Here is a 12690-nt window from a genome sequence, read left to right on the forward strand (position 1 = left end):
CCCATGGACCTGACGAGCATCATCTACGGCGCGGGCCTGCTCATGGTCGGCGGGGCTGTCGCGGGACTGGCCTTCCTCGGCGTCTCCGAGCTGCGCCTGCGCGCCCTGCGCCGGCACCGCTTCGCCTCGGCCGTGGCCGCCGCCGGCGGGCCCGTGGCGGACAAGGGCGCCGGCCTGCTGCCCGAGCAGGTGGTCTCCACGGTCCGGCGCCTTGGCCAGCAGAGCGCCGTCCGCGATCCCGCCAAGGTCTCGCTGCTGCGCTCGCGCCTGATGCAGGCCGGCTTCTTCAGCCGCGAGGCCCCGGTGATCTTCCTGGGGATCAAGGCGGCCCTGATCGCCGCGGCCACCGTCGGCGTGCTCATGACCCTGCCGGTGATGATCGGCGCCAAGGGCGGCAACATGATGGGCCTGGCCATGGCCGTGGGCCTGTCGCTGGCGGCCCTCTACGGTCCCGACCAGGTGCTCAAGTCGCGCAAGGCCACGCGCGAGCGCGAGTACGCCGACGGCTTCCCCGACCTGCTCGACCTGCTGGTCGCCTCGGTGGAGGCCGGCCTCAGCCTCGACGCCGCCGTGACACGGGTGACCGACGAGCTGGAGCGCCGCTACCCCAACCTCACCGTGCACCTGCGCTTCCTGGTGCTGGAGCTGCGCGCCGGGCGGGCGCGGAAGGACGCCTGGAGCGCCTTCGCCGACCGCCTCGCCATCGAGGACGCCCGGGCGCTCGCCACCATGCTGCGCCAGGCCGAGGAGATGGGCACCAGCCTGGGCGACACCCTGCAGGTGTTCTCTCAGGACATGCGCCAGAAGCGGATGCTGCGCGCCGAGGAAAAGGCCCTGGCGCTCTCGGCCAAGCTGACCGTGCCGCTGATCCTCTTCATCTTCCCGTCGCTGCTGACGGCGCTGATGCTCCCGGCGGCGGTGCGGATGATCAAGGTGCTGGGCTAGCCGAGCCCGTAGGGCCGATAGGGCCCGAGGATCAGCTGCTCGAAGACCCCCACGCCCTGGCGCTCGGGCTCGCCGGGCGCGCGCAGCACGGCCTTTGAGATCGCCTGGATATGCAGGTTCTCCATCGCCCCCATGTCGGCGGCCGAGAGGTCGATGTCCTCGCGCGCGACGGCGAGCTCGCCCTTCAGGCCGCCGTGCCGCCACTCCCCGCCGTAACCGATGCCGCGCATCAGGAAGGTGGTGACCGGCTCGAGGTCCACCGTCGCCGCGCCGTCCGCGAGGGGGATGGTCAGGGTCCCGCGCTCGGCGTGGCGCAGGCCCTGGCGCAGCGTGACGTCCATCGACGGCCCGTCGGCCTCCCAGCCGCCCTCGGGTCCCGCGCCGTCGGGCAGGATCACCGCGCGGGTGTTCCAGGGCTGGCCGTCGGGATCGGCGTTGACGTGGAAGAAGACCGAGCGGTCGTCGAAGTTGACCGGGGTCCACTGCCAGAAGAACCCGGGAACGCCGGCGCCCGGCGTCGGCTGCGGATCGGGGGCGCCCACCGGCCGGATGCCCCACGATCGGTCGCGGGTGCCCAGCCAGCCCGCCGCGTCCAGCCGCCGGCCGTCCATCTCGACCCAGCCCGAGACGCGGCAGTTCTGGGTCAGGCGCGTGTAGTCCATGAACAGGCGCGGCCCGATGCGCTTGACGAAGCGCGGCTCCTCGATCGGGAAGGCGCGCCCTTCGAACGTGAGCTCGCAGGCGATCCCCTCGGCCCGCTCGACCGTCACCTTCAGCCGCTGCAGCGGCTCCAGCACCTCGATGCGGATCGGCCCGACCGTCAGGTCCATCCGCTCCATGTTCAGGACCTTCGAGGCGTGCAGGCACCGCTGCACTCCGTCCTTGACGATCGAGACGTGGGCGTCGGCGACGTTGAGCGCCGGATAGACCCCGAAGGCCGCGGCGACGAACTCGGTCCCGTCGGGCGAGTAGGCGTTGAAGAAGTAGCGGTCGTAGAAATTCCGGTCCGAGCCTGCGTAGGCGATCGGCTCGGGCGTCTGGTGGATCGGATAGTCGTCGCCCTTCGTCAGCATCGCGCGGCTCCTCCTGAAGGTCCCGCCTTTCTGTTGACGCTCCGTCAGCCTTGCGACCGGGCGTCCGCGGGTATCAACTGATCGAAGATAAGAAGAAAAGGGAGGCGTCGTCTCCGGTGACCTCGCGTCATCCGACGGCGAAGTTCTGGTGTCTCACCCGCTCGAGCCGCGCCTGGCGGCCTACATCGCCAGGAAGATGCCTGACGCGCGCGACGTGGCCGTCTCTGGCCTGGAGCGCATCTCGGGCGGAGCCTCGCGCGAGACCTATCGGTTCAGGCTGACCTGGGACGGCGGCGAGCGGCCGCTGATCCTGCGGCGCGACCCGCCCGCCAGCCTGATCGAGACCGAGCGGCGGGTGGAGTTCGCCGCCTACCGCGCCTTTCGCGGCTCGGCCGTGCCGGTCCCCGAGATGCTGTGGCTGGAGGAGGAGGACGACGCCCTCGACCACCCCTTCTTCATCGCCGAGGAGCTGTCGGGCCACCAGGCCTCGCCCCAGGTGCTGCTGTCGGGCCTCTACGACGCCGTCCTGCCGAAGGTGGCCGAGGCGAAGTGGACCATCCTGGGCGAGATCGCCCGCGCCGACCCCGCCGCCGTGGGCCTGACCGAGGTGATGGACGCGCCGGCGCCCGACGCCTGCTGGAGGCGCGAGCTGGATCACTGGGAAGGCCTGATCGACCGCGACGCCGTCGAGCCCCTGCCGATCACCCGGGCGGCGATCCGCTGGCTGCGCGCCAACCCGCCGCCGCCGGCCCAGAAGATCAGCGTGGTCCACGGCGACTACCGGACCGGCAACTTCCTGTTCGACGCCGAGGGCCGCATCCATGGCGTGCTGGACTGGGAGATGGCCCACCTGGGCGACCCGCTCGAGGACCTCGGCTGGAGCCTGCAGCCCGTCTGGTGCTTCGGCCGGGAGGGGACCGCCGGCGGCCTCTGCGACCAGGACCACGCCGTCGCGGTCTGGGAGCGGGCCAGCGGCCTGAAGGCCGACCCAGCGGCCCTGAAGTGGTGGATCCTGTTCAACTGCGTGAAGGGCCAGGGCATCTGGGTCGGCAGCGCCAAGGCGTTCCTGTCGGGCGGCAACCGCGCCCCGATCATGGTCTATCCGGCCTGGATGCTCATCAACGCCCAGGAACGCGCCATGCTGAAGGTGATGGGCCGCCTATGACGCCGCAGATCCCCGCCGTCCTGGGAGAGCTCGCGGGCCTCCTGATGAAGTACGCCGACCCGACCGCGCCGCAGGCCGAGCGGGCTAGCGACCTGATGCTGTCGGCCATGCTGCTGATGACCGCCGCCGAGACCTGGGACCGCGCCGCCCACATCCTCGTTGAGGAGAACCGCGCCGTCCGCGCGCTGCTGGGCGAGGCGGGCGAGGACGCGGACCTGCGGGTCTCGGCCCTCACCGCCGAGAACAACCGGCTCCGCGGCCTGTTGATCGAACGTCACGCGGCGGCCGAGGCGGCGGGGGACGCGGCTGCCTGCGAGGCGATCTGGGCCGAGCTGATCGCCGGGACCGAGCGGCGCAGGCTGTCCGGCGCGCCGGTCTAGGCGTCCCGCAGCCTCGCCAGCGTCCGCGGGTCCTCCTCGCCGCCGAAGTACCTGGCCAGCGCCGCCGTGAAGCGGGGCTCGTCCGAAGCCTGCGCGAAGAGCGTCAGGCTGGAGCGGAGCTTGAGGTCGTCGGGCGCGCCGAAGACCTCGTGCGCGGAGCGGCCTTCGATGTCCAGGATGGCGTCCACGCACGCGCGCAGCCTCGGCCCCAGCACCGGATGGGCCAGGTAGGCGCGGGCCTCGGACAGGCCCGAGATCGCGTACCGCTGGGCCATCGTGCTGGAGCCCAGCCCCGCCACCTGGGGGAAGACGAACCACATCCAGTGGCTACGCTTCTCTCCGGCGCGCAGCTCGGCCAGGGCCCGGTCGTAGGCGCCGGCCTGGGCCTGCACGAACCGCTCGAGGTCGAAGGGATCGTCCATAGCCCCATCATAACCCGATCGGCCGAGCTCAGTCGCCGTGCATGGCGCGGGAATCGGCCGGCGCCTGGGCGCGATCCCCTGGCCCGTAGTCCCGCACCATCTCGGCGACCCGCAGGCGGTAGGCCTGCAGGACCCCGCCGCGCCCCGCCGTCTGGGCCGCCCGGTGCGCGTCCAACTCTCGCCAGGCCCGCACCGCCGCCTCGTCCCGCCAGAACGAGAGCGACAGCAGCCGCTCCGGGGCGGCGAGGCTGCGGAAGCGCTCGATGGAGACGAAGCCGTCGACGCCCGCCAGCCGAGGCGCCAGCCCTGCGGCGAGGTCGAGATAGTCGCCCTCATGGCCATCCGCCGGCTCCACCTCGAAGATCACCGCGATCACGGCTTCACCGGGGTCAGGAAGGTGCGGCGCTCGGACAGGATGAAGCGCTTCTCCTGCGCCAGGCGGAAGTTCGCCGCGCCCGCCGGGTCGCCCTTCAGGCGGGCGCGGTAGGCCTCGTAGGCGGCCAGGCTGTCGAACGAGATCAGCGCCAGCGCGACGTCGTTGGTCCCCTCGTGCGGCAGGAAGTAGCCGAGGAGCTCGCCGCCGCAGGCCGGGATGATCGAGAGCCAGTTGCGCGCATAGGCCTCGAAGGCCGTCCGCTGGAAGGGATCGATCACGTAGCGGATGCAGCAGGTCACGGTCATGGGACGCTCCCGGGTTTGCGGTCGCCGCCGTCCTATCCCGCCCGCGCGCGTCGATGCTTCGGCCGCGACCGAAGCATCGACGCGTGGGACGCGCTAGGCTGGCAGGCATGAAGGCCGGTCCCGACATCGTCCGCATCGCCGCGCTGCTGGGGGAGCCCGCCCGCGCCAACATGCTGATCGCCCTGATGGGCGGGCAGGCCCTGACCGCGGGAGAGCTCGCACGCGAGGCCGGCGTCGCCGCTCAGACAGCCAGCGGCCATCTGCGGCGCCTCGAAGAGGGCGGGCTGCTGATCCGGCGGGTGCAAGGCCGCCACAACTACTTCGCCCTGGCCGGAACCGACGTGGCCGAGGCGCTGGAGCAGCTCATCGCCGTCGCCGACCGCGCCGGACACCGGCGCACCCGGCCCGGCCCCGCCGACCCCGCCCTGCGGCGGGCGAGGGTCTGCTACGACCACCTCGCCGGCGAACTGGGCGTGGCCATGCTGGACGGCCTCGTGGCCTCGGGACGGGTCGCCGAGACCGACGGCTCGCTGGTCCTGACCGAGACCGGCCGCGCCTTCGCCCGCGACTTCGGGATCACCCTGCCGGACGCGAGCCGCCGGCCGCTCTGCAAGGCCTGCCTCGACTGGAGCGAGCGGCGCAGCCATCTGGCCGGCGCGCTGGGAGCGGCCCTGCTGGCGCGGATCTATGACCTGGGCTGGGCCCGGCGCGCGCCGGACGGGCGCGTGATCCGGTTCACCGCCCCCGGATTGGCAGCCTTCGAGAAGGCGTTCGCCAACCGTCCGGCCGCCTAGGGAAGTTAGACCTGGAATTCGGGCGAAAAATGTGCGATACAGCAGAAGTCGAATGTCGATTTCGGTTCGGTTGCTCTCCGCGCTTGTTCTTCGGATCGAGCCCGAGCCATCCAAGAACTTCTGCGAAAATTTGACGCCGCGCGCCAGTCTGACGCGCGACAACTCGTGCTTGAAAGATAAACACCATGACCATCGGAACCGTGAAGTGGTTCAACCCCGCCAAGGGGTTCGGCTTCATCCAGCCCGACAACGGCGGCCCGGACGTCTTCGTCCACATCTCGGCCGTGGAACGCTCGACCCTCGGCTCGCTCAGCGAAGGCCAGAAGGTCGGCTTCGAACTGGAACGCGACCAGCGCAGCGGCAAGACGTCCGCCGGCCAGCTGCAAGCGGCCTAAGGAACGGAGATGGCTTGGGGGCGGGTCCGCCGCCTCCAACGCCGTTGCGGACGCATGACCCCCTCGACCATCGAACGCGCCTATCAGGTCGCCCGGTCCGGCCAGGCGGCTGACTTCGCCAGCCTGAAGCGGCTTCTGCAAGCCGAAGGCTGCCGGGCGGTCGACGCCCTGCTCTCGGCCCGCAGCCTCCGGGGACACCTGGAAGCCATCTGCGCCGCCGCCTCGAGCCAGGACGCCGCCCCACCCATCTCGAAAGGCCAAGGCCCCTCATGAGCGACGCCATCGCCGGCTCCACCCTGTCGGACCGCCTCAAGCGGGCATCCGACGCCAAACAGGCGCTGCTCGCCAAGTTCCGGCCGCGCCCGACCGTCGTCGCTCCCCAGGCGCCCTCCCGCGCCGTGGCAAAGGCCGCCGAGCTGCGGCAGGTCCGCGAGGCGCGCGCCGCCGCCAAGGCCGCCCGCGTCCAGGCCGCCGCCGACGCGATCGAAGCGGCCCGGCTGAGCGCCGCCACGGACGCCGCCACCGCCCTCGACGCCAAGCGCAGCGAGCGCAAGGAACGCAAGGCCCTCACCAAGGCCGAAGCCAAGGCCAAGCGGGACGCACGCTATGCGGCTCGCAAGGCCCGCCAATAACGCGCACGATCGCGCGACTGGAAAGGAATCCACATGGCGAAGGAAGACCTCGTCGAATTCGACGGCCAGATCACCGAACTGCTGCCGGAAGGCCGCTTCCGCGTGCGGCTCGAAAACGATCACGAAATCCTGGCCTACACGGCCGGCAAGATGAAGAAGAACCGGATCCGGTCGATGGTCGGCGACCGGGTGACCGTCGAGATGACGCCCTACGACATGGATCGCGGCCGCATCACCTATCGCCACAAGCCCGAGGGCGCGCGCCCCGCCGGCGCGGGGCGTCCCCAGTTCCGCCGCCGCTGACGGCGCGAGCCGGTCGGCCCCTGCGGACGTCCGGCGCAAAGGAAAGACCCCCGGTCCGTGACGGCGGACCGGGGGCCTGATGGCTGCAGCGGGGCCTCGCCAGGCGAGGCGTCGGGAGGTGTGTCGGGGGGCGTCTCACGCCGCTGCGGCTGAGAGAATGCCGATCCCGGAAACAGGTTCCCGCAGCCCCGAGGGGTCGGACGCGACGAGCCGGAAGGTGGATTCCCTCTCCCCTTGTGGGAAGGTGGCCGGCGAAGCAGGCCGGACGGGGGAGTGTCCAGAGATGATCGGCGATGTCCTCGCGCGTGCGGCCGGCTTGGCGATACCGATCGTCGCCGCGCTCCTCATCGCCTCGCCGGCTTCGGCGCAGGACCTGACGCTCAGCGGCGTGATGACCCATGCGGACCTGGCGACCTATCGCGAGGTTCCGTTCCGCGTGCCGGCAGGGGTGACGGCGCTCACCGTGGAGTTCGACTACCAGGGCCGCGAGGAGCGCTCGGTCATCGACCTGGGCGTCCGCGACCCAGCCCGCTTCCGCGGCTGGAGCGGAGGGAACAAGGCGCGCTTCACCGTGGCCGAGACCTGGGCCACGCCGTCCTACCTGCCGGGCCCGATCCCGGCCGGGGAATGGAAGCTGATCCTGGGCGTGCCGGCGATCCGCAAGGCCTCGAAGGCCCCGTACACCGCCAGGATCTGGTTCGAGCGCCGGCCCTCGGACTTCAAGGGTTTCGCGGCCGCGCCGCTGAAGACCGGCCCCGGCTGGTACCGCGGCGACCTGCACCTGCATTCGGGCCACTCCGACGGCTCGTGCGCCGCCCAGAGCGGGGCGCGGGTCCCCTGCCCGCTGTTCAGGACCACCGAGGCGGCGGCGGCGCGGGGCCTCGATTTTATCGCGGTCACCGAGCACAACACCACGTCTCACCATCAGGCGCTCGCCGAGCTTCAGCCCTACTACGACCGGATGCTGCTGATCCCCGGCCGGGAGATCACCACCTTCCAGGGGCACGCCAACGTCTTCGGAACGACGGCGCCGCTGGACTTCCAGCTCGGCGGGCCGCGCGCCCCCGAGCTCGGGACGATCCTGAGCCAGCTCGAGGCCGCCGGCGGCGTCATCTCGGTGAACCATCCCGGCCTGCCGTCCGGCGAGGCCTGCATGGGCTGCGGCTGGACCGCCCAGACCGATTGGACGGGGGTCGCCGCGGTCGAGGCGGTCAACGGCGGCTCGCTGCGCTTCGGGCCCGAGGGGCCGGGGACCGGAATCCCGTTCTGGGAGGCGCGGCTGAACGCCGGCTTCCGCCTCACCGCCGTCGGCGGGTCCGACAACCACGACGGCGCCATGCCGCTCTCCGCGATCCAGTCGGTGGGCTCCCCGACGACCGTCGTCCACGCGCAGGGCCTGTCGCAGCCGGCGATCCTCGCGGGCCTTCGCGCGGGCCGGGCGTTCGTGGACGTCGAGGGCTCGCGGGATCGGCTGCTGGACGTCGTCGCCCGGACCGTGGGACAGGCGGCGCACATGGGCGGCGTGCTGAAGGTCCGCCCCGGCCAGACGGTGCGGCTGCAGGTGGCCACGGCCGGCGTGGCCGGGGGGCGCGTGACCTTCGCGGGACCGGCCGCCTCGGGCGTGCGGGCGGACGCGGCGCCGCTGGCCGCTGGCGAGACCCGCACCTTCCAAGTGGAGGCCGACGGCGCGCGCGGCTGGCTGCGCGCCGATGTCCGCGGCCCCGACGGCAAGCTCTGGCTGCTCGGCAATCCGATCTATCTGGAGCCCGCCGCCCCCTGAGCGCGTTGCAGCGGGGCCATGGGTGACCGAATCCTCGATTGCGTCGTGATCGGCGCAGGCCCGGCGGGGCTGACCGCCGCCATCTATCTGGCGCGCTTCAAGCGCGACTTTGTGGTGATCGAGTCCGGCGCCAGCCGGGCGGCGTGGATCCCGCGCAGCCACAACCATCCGGGGTTCCCGGACGGGGTCCGGGGGAAGACCCTGCTGGCCCGCATGCGCCGCCAGGCCGAGAGGTACGGCGCCGAGATCCGGCGCGGCCGGGTCGAGACGCTGAGCCCGCTGGCGTCCGGCTTCAAGGTGGAAACCGAGGCCGGCGCGCTGCGCGCGCGGACCGTCATCCTGGCCACCGGCGTGATCGACAACGCCCCCGACATTCCCGGCCTGGAGCACGGCGTCGAGAAGGGGCTCGTCCGCATCTGCCCCATCTGCGACGGCTACGAGGTGACCGGCTGCCGGGTCGGCGTGATCGGCCGAGACGACCACTGCGCGAACGAGGCGATCTTCCTGCGCACCTGGTCCGACGACGTGACCCACGTCCACGTGGGCGCCGAGCCCCTGCCGCCAGAGACGCTGGCGCGGCTGAAGACGGCCGGCGTGCAGGTCATCGACAGCGCCATCCAGGGCGTGAAGATCGGCAAGCGGAAGGTGGCCGCGTTCGACTTCGGCGCGGACGAGCCCCGGACCTTCGACGTGGTCTATTCGGCCCTCGGGGTCACCCCCCGGGCGCAGCTCGCGGTGCAGGCCGGCGCCAGGCTGGACGAGAGCGGCCGGCTGGTCGTCAGCGACCACCAGGAGACCTCGGTCCCGGGGCTCTACGCGGCCGGCGACGTGGTGCGGGGCCTCAATCAGATCTCCACCGCCGAGGGCGAAGGGGCGATCGCCGCCACAGACGTGCACAACCGGCTGCGGCGCGCCGGCTAGCGGTCGAACTTGGTGGAGAGGACCAGGGACGTGTTGGTGCGCTCGACGCCGCGCACCGCTCCGATCTCGTCGATGATCGCGTCCATCTCGGCGACGCCGGCGGCCTCGACCGTGGCGATCATGTCGAAGGGGCCGCTGACCGACTGGAGCCGGCGCACGCCAGGCATCCGCTTCAGGGCGGCGGTGACGGCGGCGGCCTGCTTGGGCTCGACGGTCAGCATGACGAAGGCGTGGACGCGGGCCTCGGCATAGGTCGGCGACAGCTTCACCGAATATCCGGCGATCGTCCCGCTGCGCTCGAGGCGCGCGAGCCGGCTCTGCACCGTGGTCCGCGACAGCCCCAGCGCCCGGGCCAGCTCGGCGACGGGCGCCCGGGCGTTCTCGCGCAGCCTGGCCAGCAGGTGCTCGTCAAGGTCATCCATCGGCGCTTTGTCCAGCAGTCTCGGCGATCCGCCCAGAATATCCGAACGAAACGCCGATGCGCCAGTTGAATGCGGCGCCGCTTCCACCGAATCTCGTTCTTTAAGCAGGGAGTGAAGCACATGCGGAAAGTCGCCGTCATCGGGGCAGGCAAGATCGGATCGACCGTCGTCGATCTGCTGGTCGGCTCGGGCAGCTACGAGGTGCTGGTCGTCGACCAGGCCGCCGCCGCGCTGAAGCCGATGGAGGGCCGCCACCGGGTGGAGACCGCCGCCATGGCGATCGACGATCCCGAGGCCGTGGCCGCGCGCCTGAAGGGCTGCTTCGCGGTCGTGAACTGCGCGCCCTACCAGCTGACCACCGCCGTCGCCCGGGCCGCCAAGGCCGCCGGCGCCCACTACCTGGACCTGACCGAGGACGTGGCTTCCAGCCGCGTGGTCCGCGAACTCGCCGCGGACAGCGACACCGCCTTCATCCCGCAGTGCGGCCTGGCGCCCGGCTTCATCACCATCGCCGCCTGGGACCTCGCCAAGCACTTCGACGAGCTGCACGACGTGCGCCTGCGTGTCGGCGCCCTGCCCCGCTACCCCTCCAACGCCCTGAACTACAACCTCACCTGGTCCACGGACGGGGTGATCAACGAGTACTGCGAGCCGTGCGAGGCGATCGTGAACGGCAAGCTGCGCGAGACCCCAGCGCTGGAGGAGCGCGAGGAGTTCGCCCTCGACGGGGTGACCTACGAGGCGTTCAACACCTCGGGCGGGCTCGGCACCCTGTGCCACACGCTCGACGGCAAGGTGCGCAACCTCAACTACAAGACCATCCGCTATCCCGGGCACGCCCAGATCATGAAGGCGCTGCTCAACGACCTGAACCTGCGCAACCGGCGCGAGGTGCTGAAGGACATCCTGGAGAACGCTGTCCCCGCGACCATGCAGGACGTGGTCATCGTCTTCGTCACCGTCTCGGGGATGAAGGGCGGCCGGCTGATGCAGGAGACCTACGTCAACAAGGTCTACGCCCAGGAGATCGGCGGGGAGGTGAAGAGCGCCATCCAGATCACCACCGCCGGCTCGGTCTGCGCCGTGCTGGACATGCTGGCCGACGGCAAGCTGCCGCAGACCGGCTTCATCCGGCAGGAAGACATCGGGCTTTCCGACTTCCTCGCCAACCGCTTCGGCCGCTATTACGCGCCTGAAGACGAGACCGCCCTCAAGGCCGCTGCGGAGTAGGACATGAACGCTCCCGCCAACATCGCTTCCGCCAAGACCGAAGCCGCCGCGGTGCTGGGACGCCTGGGCGTCGACCGCGCCCTGTGGACCGGCGGCCCCCGCGCCGTCCGCTCGCCCGTGACCGGGGAGATCATCGCCGACGTCCACGACACCCCGCTCGCCGCGGTGGCGCAGACCATCGAGACGGCGCACGAGGCCTTCCGCGCCTGGCGCAACGTGCCCGCGCCGCGGCGCGGCGAGCTGATCCGCCTGTTCGGCGAGGAACTGCGCGCGGCCAAGGCCGACCTCGCCGCCGTCGTCACCCTGGAAGCCGGCAAGATCACCTCCGAAGCCCTCGGCGAGGTCCAGGAGATGATCGACATCTGCGACTTCGCCGTCGGCCTGTCGCGCCAGCTCTATGGCCTGACCATCGCCACCGAGCGTCCGGACCACCGGATGATGGAGACCTGGCACCCGCTGGGCGTCGTCGGGATCATCTCGGCCTTCAACTTCCCGGTCGCCGTGTGGTGCTGGAACTCGGCCCTGGCGCTGGTGTGCGGCGACCCCTGCGTCTGGAAGCCGTCGGAGAAGACCCCGTTGACGGCGCTCGCCACCCAGGCGGTGTTCGAACGCGCCCTGGCCCGGTTCGGCGACGCCCCCAAGGGCCTCTCGGCCGTGATCCTCGGCGGCCGCGAAGTGGGCGAGGCGCTGGTGGACCACCCCAAGGTGCCGCTGGTGTCGGCCACCGGTTCGACGGCCATGGGCCGCGCCGTCGGCCCGCGCCTCGCGCAGCGGTTCGCCCGCGCGCTGCTGGAGCTGGGCGGCAACAACGCGGCGATCATCGCGCCGACCGCTGACCTCGACCTCGCCCTGCGCGGCGTCGCCTTCGCGGCCATGGGGACGGCGGGCCAACGGTGCACGACGCTGCGGCGCCTGTTCGTCCACGAGAGCATCTACGACGGCTTCGTCGGCGCGCTGAAGGCGGCCTACGCCTCGGTGCCGGTGGGCGATCCGCGGCAGGCCGGCGTCCTGGTGGGCCCCCTTATCGACGCCGCCAGCTTCGACGGGATGCAGAAGTCCCTCGCCGACGCGCGCGCCGCGGGCGGCCAGGTGCAGGGGGGCGAGCGCGTGGAGATGGGCGAGGAGGCCTTCTACGTGCGTCCCGCGATCGTCGAGATGCCCGGCCAGACAGACGTCGTGAAGCGCGAGACCTTCGCGCCGATCCTCTACGTCATGAAGTACAGGGACATCGAGGAGGCGATCGCCCTGCAGAACGACGTGCCCCAGGGTCTGTCGTCCTCGATCTTCACCAACGACATGCGCGAGGCCGAGCTCTTCATCTCGGCGCGCGGCTCGGACTGCGGCATCGCCAACGTCAACATCGGCCCCTCGGGCGCCGAGATCGGCGGGGCGTTCGGCGGCGAGAAGGAGACCGGCGGCGGGCGCGAGTCGGGTTCGGACGCCTGGAAGGCCTACATGCGCCGGGCGACCAACACCCTGAACTACGGCAAGACCCTGCCGCTGGCCCAGGGCGTCAGCTTCGAGATCAAGACGGCCCCTTAAACGGT

The 12690-nt window shown here is 71.5% G+C and carries 17 protein-coding genes; 12 read left to right on the forward strand and 5 right to left on the reverse strand.

All coding sequences use genetic code 11. The features are described from left to right. Window positions 1-3 precede the first annotated feature (3 nt). The gene (locus PHZ_RS16800) at window positions 4-945 is read left to right on the forward strand and encodes a type II secretion system F family protein (protein ID WP_148216899.1); all 942 of its coding nucleotides are present in this window, start codon (window positions 4-6) and stop codon (window positions 943-945) included. Here the strand turns inward: PHZ_RS16800 and PHZ_RS16805 are convergent. Continuing rightward, the gene (locus PHZ_RS16805) at window positions 942-2018 is read right to left on the reverse strand and encodes a hypothetical protein (RefSeq protein WP_012523580.1); all 1077 of its coding nucleotides are present in this window, start codon (window positions 2016-2018) and stop codon (window positions 942-944) included. The genes PHZ_RS16800 and PHZ_RS16805 overlap by 4 nt on opposite strands. A 148-nt stretch (window positions 2019-2166) precedes the next feature. Here PHZ_RS16805 and PHZ_RS16810 point away from each other — a divergent pair, with 148 nt between their 5' ends. After that, entirely contained in the window at window positions 2167-3183 is a 1017-nt protein-coding gene (locus PHZ_RS16810) for a phosphotransferase family protein (RefSeq protein ID WP_012523581.1), read from the forward strand. Further along, window positions 3180-3563: a hypothetical protein gene (locus PHZ_RS16815; RefSeq protein ID WP_041373647.1), complete on the forward strand. Its 384-nt coding sequence runs from the start codon at window positions 3180-3182 to the stop codon at window positions 3561-3563. Before PHZ_RS16810 ends, PHZ_RS16815 begins: the two co-directional genes overlap by 4 nt. On the opposite strand, the gene PHZ_RS16820 is transcribed toward PHZ_RS16815, so the two are convergent. Genes PHZ_RS16820 through PHZ_RS16830 form a run of 3 tightly spaced genes read right to left on the reverse strand, consistent with a single transcriptional unit; the run spans window position 3560 to window position 4666 of the window. Further along, window positions 3560-3985: a DUF1810 domain-containing protein gene (locus PHZ_RS16820; protein WP_012523582.1), complete on the reverse strand. Its 426-nt coding sequence runs from the start codon at window positions 3983-3985 to the stop codon at window positions 3560-3562. The genes PHZ_RS16815 and PHZ_RS16820 overlap by 4 nt on opposite strands. A gap of 28 nt (window positions 3986-4013) precedes the next feature. Next, window positions 4014-4361: an antibiotic biosynthesis monooxygenase family protein gene (locus tag PHZ_RS16825; RefSeq protein ID WP_012523583.1), complete on the reverse strand. Its 348-nt coding sequence runs from the start codon at window positions 4359-4361 to the stop codon at window positions 4014-4016. Then, complete coding sequence (locus PHZ_RS16830) at window positions 4358-4666, reverse strand: NIPSNAP family protein (protein WP_012523584.1); 309 nt, start codon at window positions 4664-4666, stop codon at window positions 4358-4360. The genes PHZ_RS16825 and PHZ_RS16830 overlap by 4 nt, the downstream gene beginning before the upstream one ends. 107 nt (window positions 4667-4773) lie before the next feature. On the opposite strand from PHZ_RS16830, the gene PHZ_RS16835 reads away from it, so the two are divergent. The 7 genes from PHZ_RS16835 (at window position 4774) to PHZ_RS16865 (ending at window position 9491) form a co-directional block, all read left to right on the forward strand. Next, entirely contained in the window at window positions 4774-5460 is a 687-nt protein-coding gene (locus tag PHZ_RS16835) for an ArsR/SmtB family transcription factor (protein ID WP_012523585.1), read from the forward strand. A gap of 185 nt (window positions 5461-5645) precedes the next feature. After that, a complete protein-coding gene (locus PHZ_RS16840) occupies window positions 5646-5855 on the forward strand; it encodes a cold-shock protein (protein ID WP_012523586.1) in 210 nt (69 codons plus the stop codon). 54 nt (window positions 5856-5909) lie between these two features. Continuing rightward, window positions 5910-6128, forward strand: a complete 219-nt coding sequence (locus PHZ_RS16845; protein ID WP_041373648.1) for a hypothetical protein — start codon at window positions 5910-5912, stop codon at window positions 6126-6128. Then, window positions 6125-6487: a DUF6481 family protein gene (locus PHZ_RS16850; protein WP_012523587.1), complete on the forward strand. Its 363-nt coding sequence runs from the start codon at window positions 6125-6127 to the stop codon at window positions 6485-6487. Before PHZ_RS16845 ends, PHZ_RS16850 begins: the two co-directional genes overlap by 4 nt. Before the next feature lie 33 nt (window positions 6488-6520). Then, the gene (infA, locus tag PHZ_RS16855; protein WP_012523588.1) at window positions 6521-6790 is read left to right on the forward strand and encodes a translation initiation factor IF-1; all 270 of its coding nucleotides are present in this window, start codon (window positions 6521-6523) and stop codon (window positions 6788-6790) included. Between the two features lie 283 nt (window positions 6791-7073). Further along, window positions 7074-8570 carry a CehA/McbA family metallohydrolase gene (locus PHZ_RS16860; protein ID WP_012523589.1) on the forward strand — a complete coding sequence of 499 codons (1497 nt, stop codon included), beginning with the start codon at window positions 7074-7076 and terminating at the stop codon, window positions 8568-8570. 18 nt (window positions 8571-8588) lie between these two features. After that, entirely contained in the window at window positions 8589-9491 is a 903-nt protein-coding gene (locus tag PHZ_RS16865; protein WP_012523590.1) for an NAD(P)/FAD-dependent oxidoreductase, read from the forward strand. Here PHZ_RS16865 and PHZ_RS16870 read toward each other — a convergent pair. After that, window positions 9488-9913 carry an Lrp/AsnC family transcriptional regulator gene (locus tag PHZ_RS16870; RefSeq protein WP_012523591.1) on the reverse strand — a complete coding sequence of 142 codons (426 nt, stop codon included), beginning with the start codon at window positions 9911-9913 and terminating at the stop codon, window positions 9488-9490. The two genes, PHZ_RS16865 and PHZ_RS16870, sit on opposite strands and share 4 nt — an antisense overlap. A gap of 120 nt (window positions 9914-10033) precedes the next feature. On the opposite strand from PHZ_RS16870, the gene PHZ_RS16875 reads away from it, so the two are divergent. Next, the gene (locus PHZ_RS16875; protein WP_012523592.1) at window positions 10034-11143 is read left to right on the forward strand and encodes a saccharopine dehydrogenase family protein; all 1110 of its coding nucleotides are present in this window, start codon (window positions 10034-10036) and stop codon (window positions 11141-11143) included. Between the two features lie 3 nt (window positions 11144-11146). Beyond that, window positions 11147-12685: an L-piperidine-6-carboxylate dehydrogenase gene (amaB, locus tag PHZ_RS16880; protein WP_012523593.1), complete on the forward strand. Its 1539-nt coding sequence runs from the start codon at window positions 11147-11149 to the stop codon at window positions 12683-12685. Window positions 12686-12690 lie beyond the last annotated feature (5 nt).

The organism is Phenylobacterium zucineum HLK1 (genome assembly GCF_000017265.1).
GTDB classification, from domain to species: domain Bacteria; phylum Pseudomonadota; class Alphaproteobacteria; order Caulobacterales; family Caulobacteraceae; genus Phenylobacterium; species Phenylobacterium zucineum.

Bases quoted from the DNA above. Each gene is read 5' to 3' on its own strand.
- PHZ_RS16800 (WP_148216899.1), top strand. From the start codon at position 4: ATGGACCTGACGAGCATCATCTACGGCGCGGGCCTGCTCATGGTCGGC.
- PHZ_RS16805 (WP_012523580.1), bottom strand. From the start codon at position 2,018: ATGCTGACGAAGGGCGACGACTATCCGATCCACCAGACGCCCGAGCCG.
- PHZ_RS16815 (WP_041373647.1), top strand. From the start codon at position 3,180: ATGACGCCGCAGATCCCCGCCGTCCTGGGAGAGCTCGCGGGCCTCCTG.
- PHZ_RS16820 (WP_012523582.1), bottom strand. From the start codon at position 3,985: ATGGACGATCCCTTCGACCTCGAGCGGTTCGTGCAGGCCCAGGCCGGC.
- PHZ_RS16830 (WP_012523584.1), bottom strand. From the start codon at position 4,666: ATGACCGTGACCTGCTGCATCCGCTACGTGATCGATCCCTTCCAGCGG.
- PHZ_RS16835 (WP_012523585.1), top strand. From the start codon at position 4,774: ATGAAGGCCGGTCCCGACATCGTCCGCATCGCCGCGCTGCTGGGGGAG.
- PHZ_RS16840 (WP_012523586.1), top strand. From the start codon at position 5,646: ATGACCATCGGAACCGTGAAGTGGTTCAACCCCGCCAAGGGGTTCGGC.
- PHZ_RS16845 (WP_041373648.1), top strand. From the start codon at position 5,910: ATGACCCCCTCGACCATCGAACGCGCCTATCAGGTCGCCCGGTCCGGC.
- PHZ_RS16850 (WP_012523587.1), top strand. From the start codon at position 6,125: ATGAGCGACGCCATCGCCGGCTCCACCCTGTCGGACCGCCTCAAGCGG.
- infA (WP_012523588.1), top strand. From the start codon at position 6,521: ATGGCGAAGGAAGACCTCGTCGAATTCGACGGCCAGATCACCGAACTG.
- PHZ_RS16860 (WP_012523589.1), top strand. From the start codon at position 7,074: ATGATCGGCGATGTCCTCGCGCGTGCGGCCGGCTTGGCGATACCGATC.
- PHZ_RS16865 (WP_012523590.1), top strand. From the start codon at position 8,589: ATGGGTGACCGAATCCTCGATTGCGTCGTGATCGGCGCAGGCCCGGCG.
- PHZ_RS16870 (WP_012523591.1), bottom strand. From the start codon at position 9,913: ATGGATGACCTTGACGAGCACCTGCTGGCCAGGCTGCGCGAGAACGCC.
- PHZ_RS16875 (WP_012523592.1), top strand. From the start codon at position 10,034: ATGCGGAAAGTCGCCGTCATCGGGGCAGGCAAGATCGGATCGACCGTC.
- amaB (WP_012523593.1), top strand. From the start codon at position 11,147: ATGAACGCTCCCGCCAACATCGCTTCCGCCAAGACCGAAGCCGCCGCG.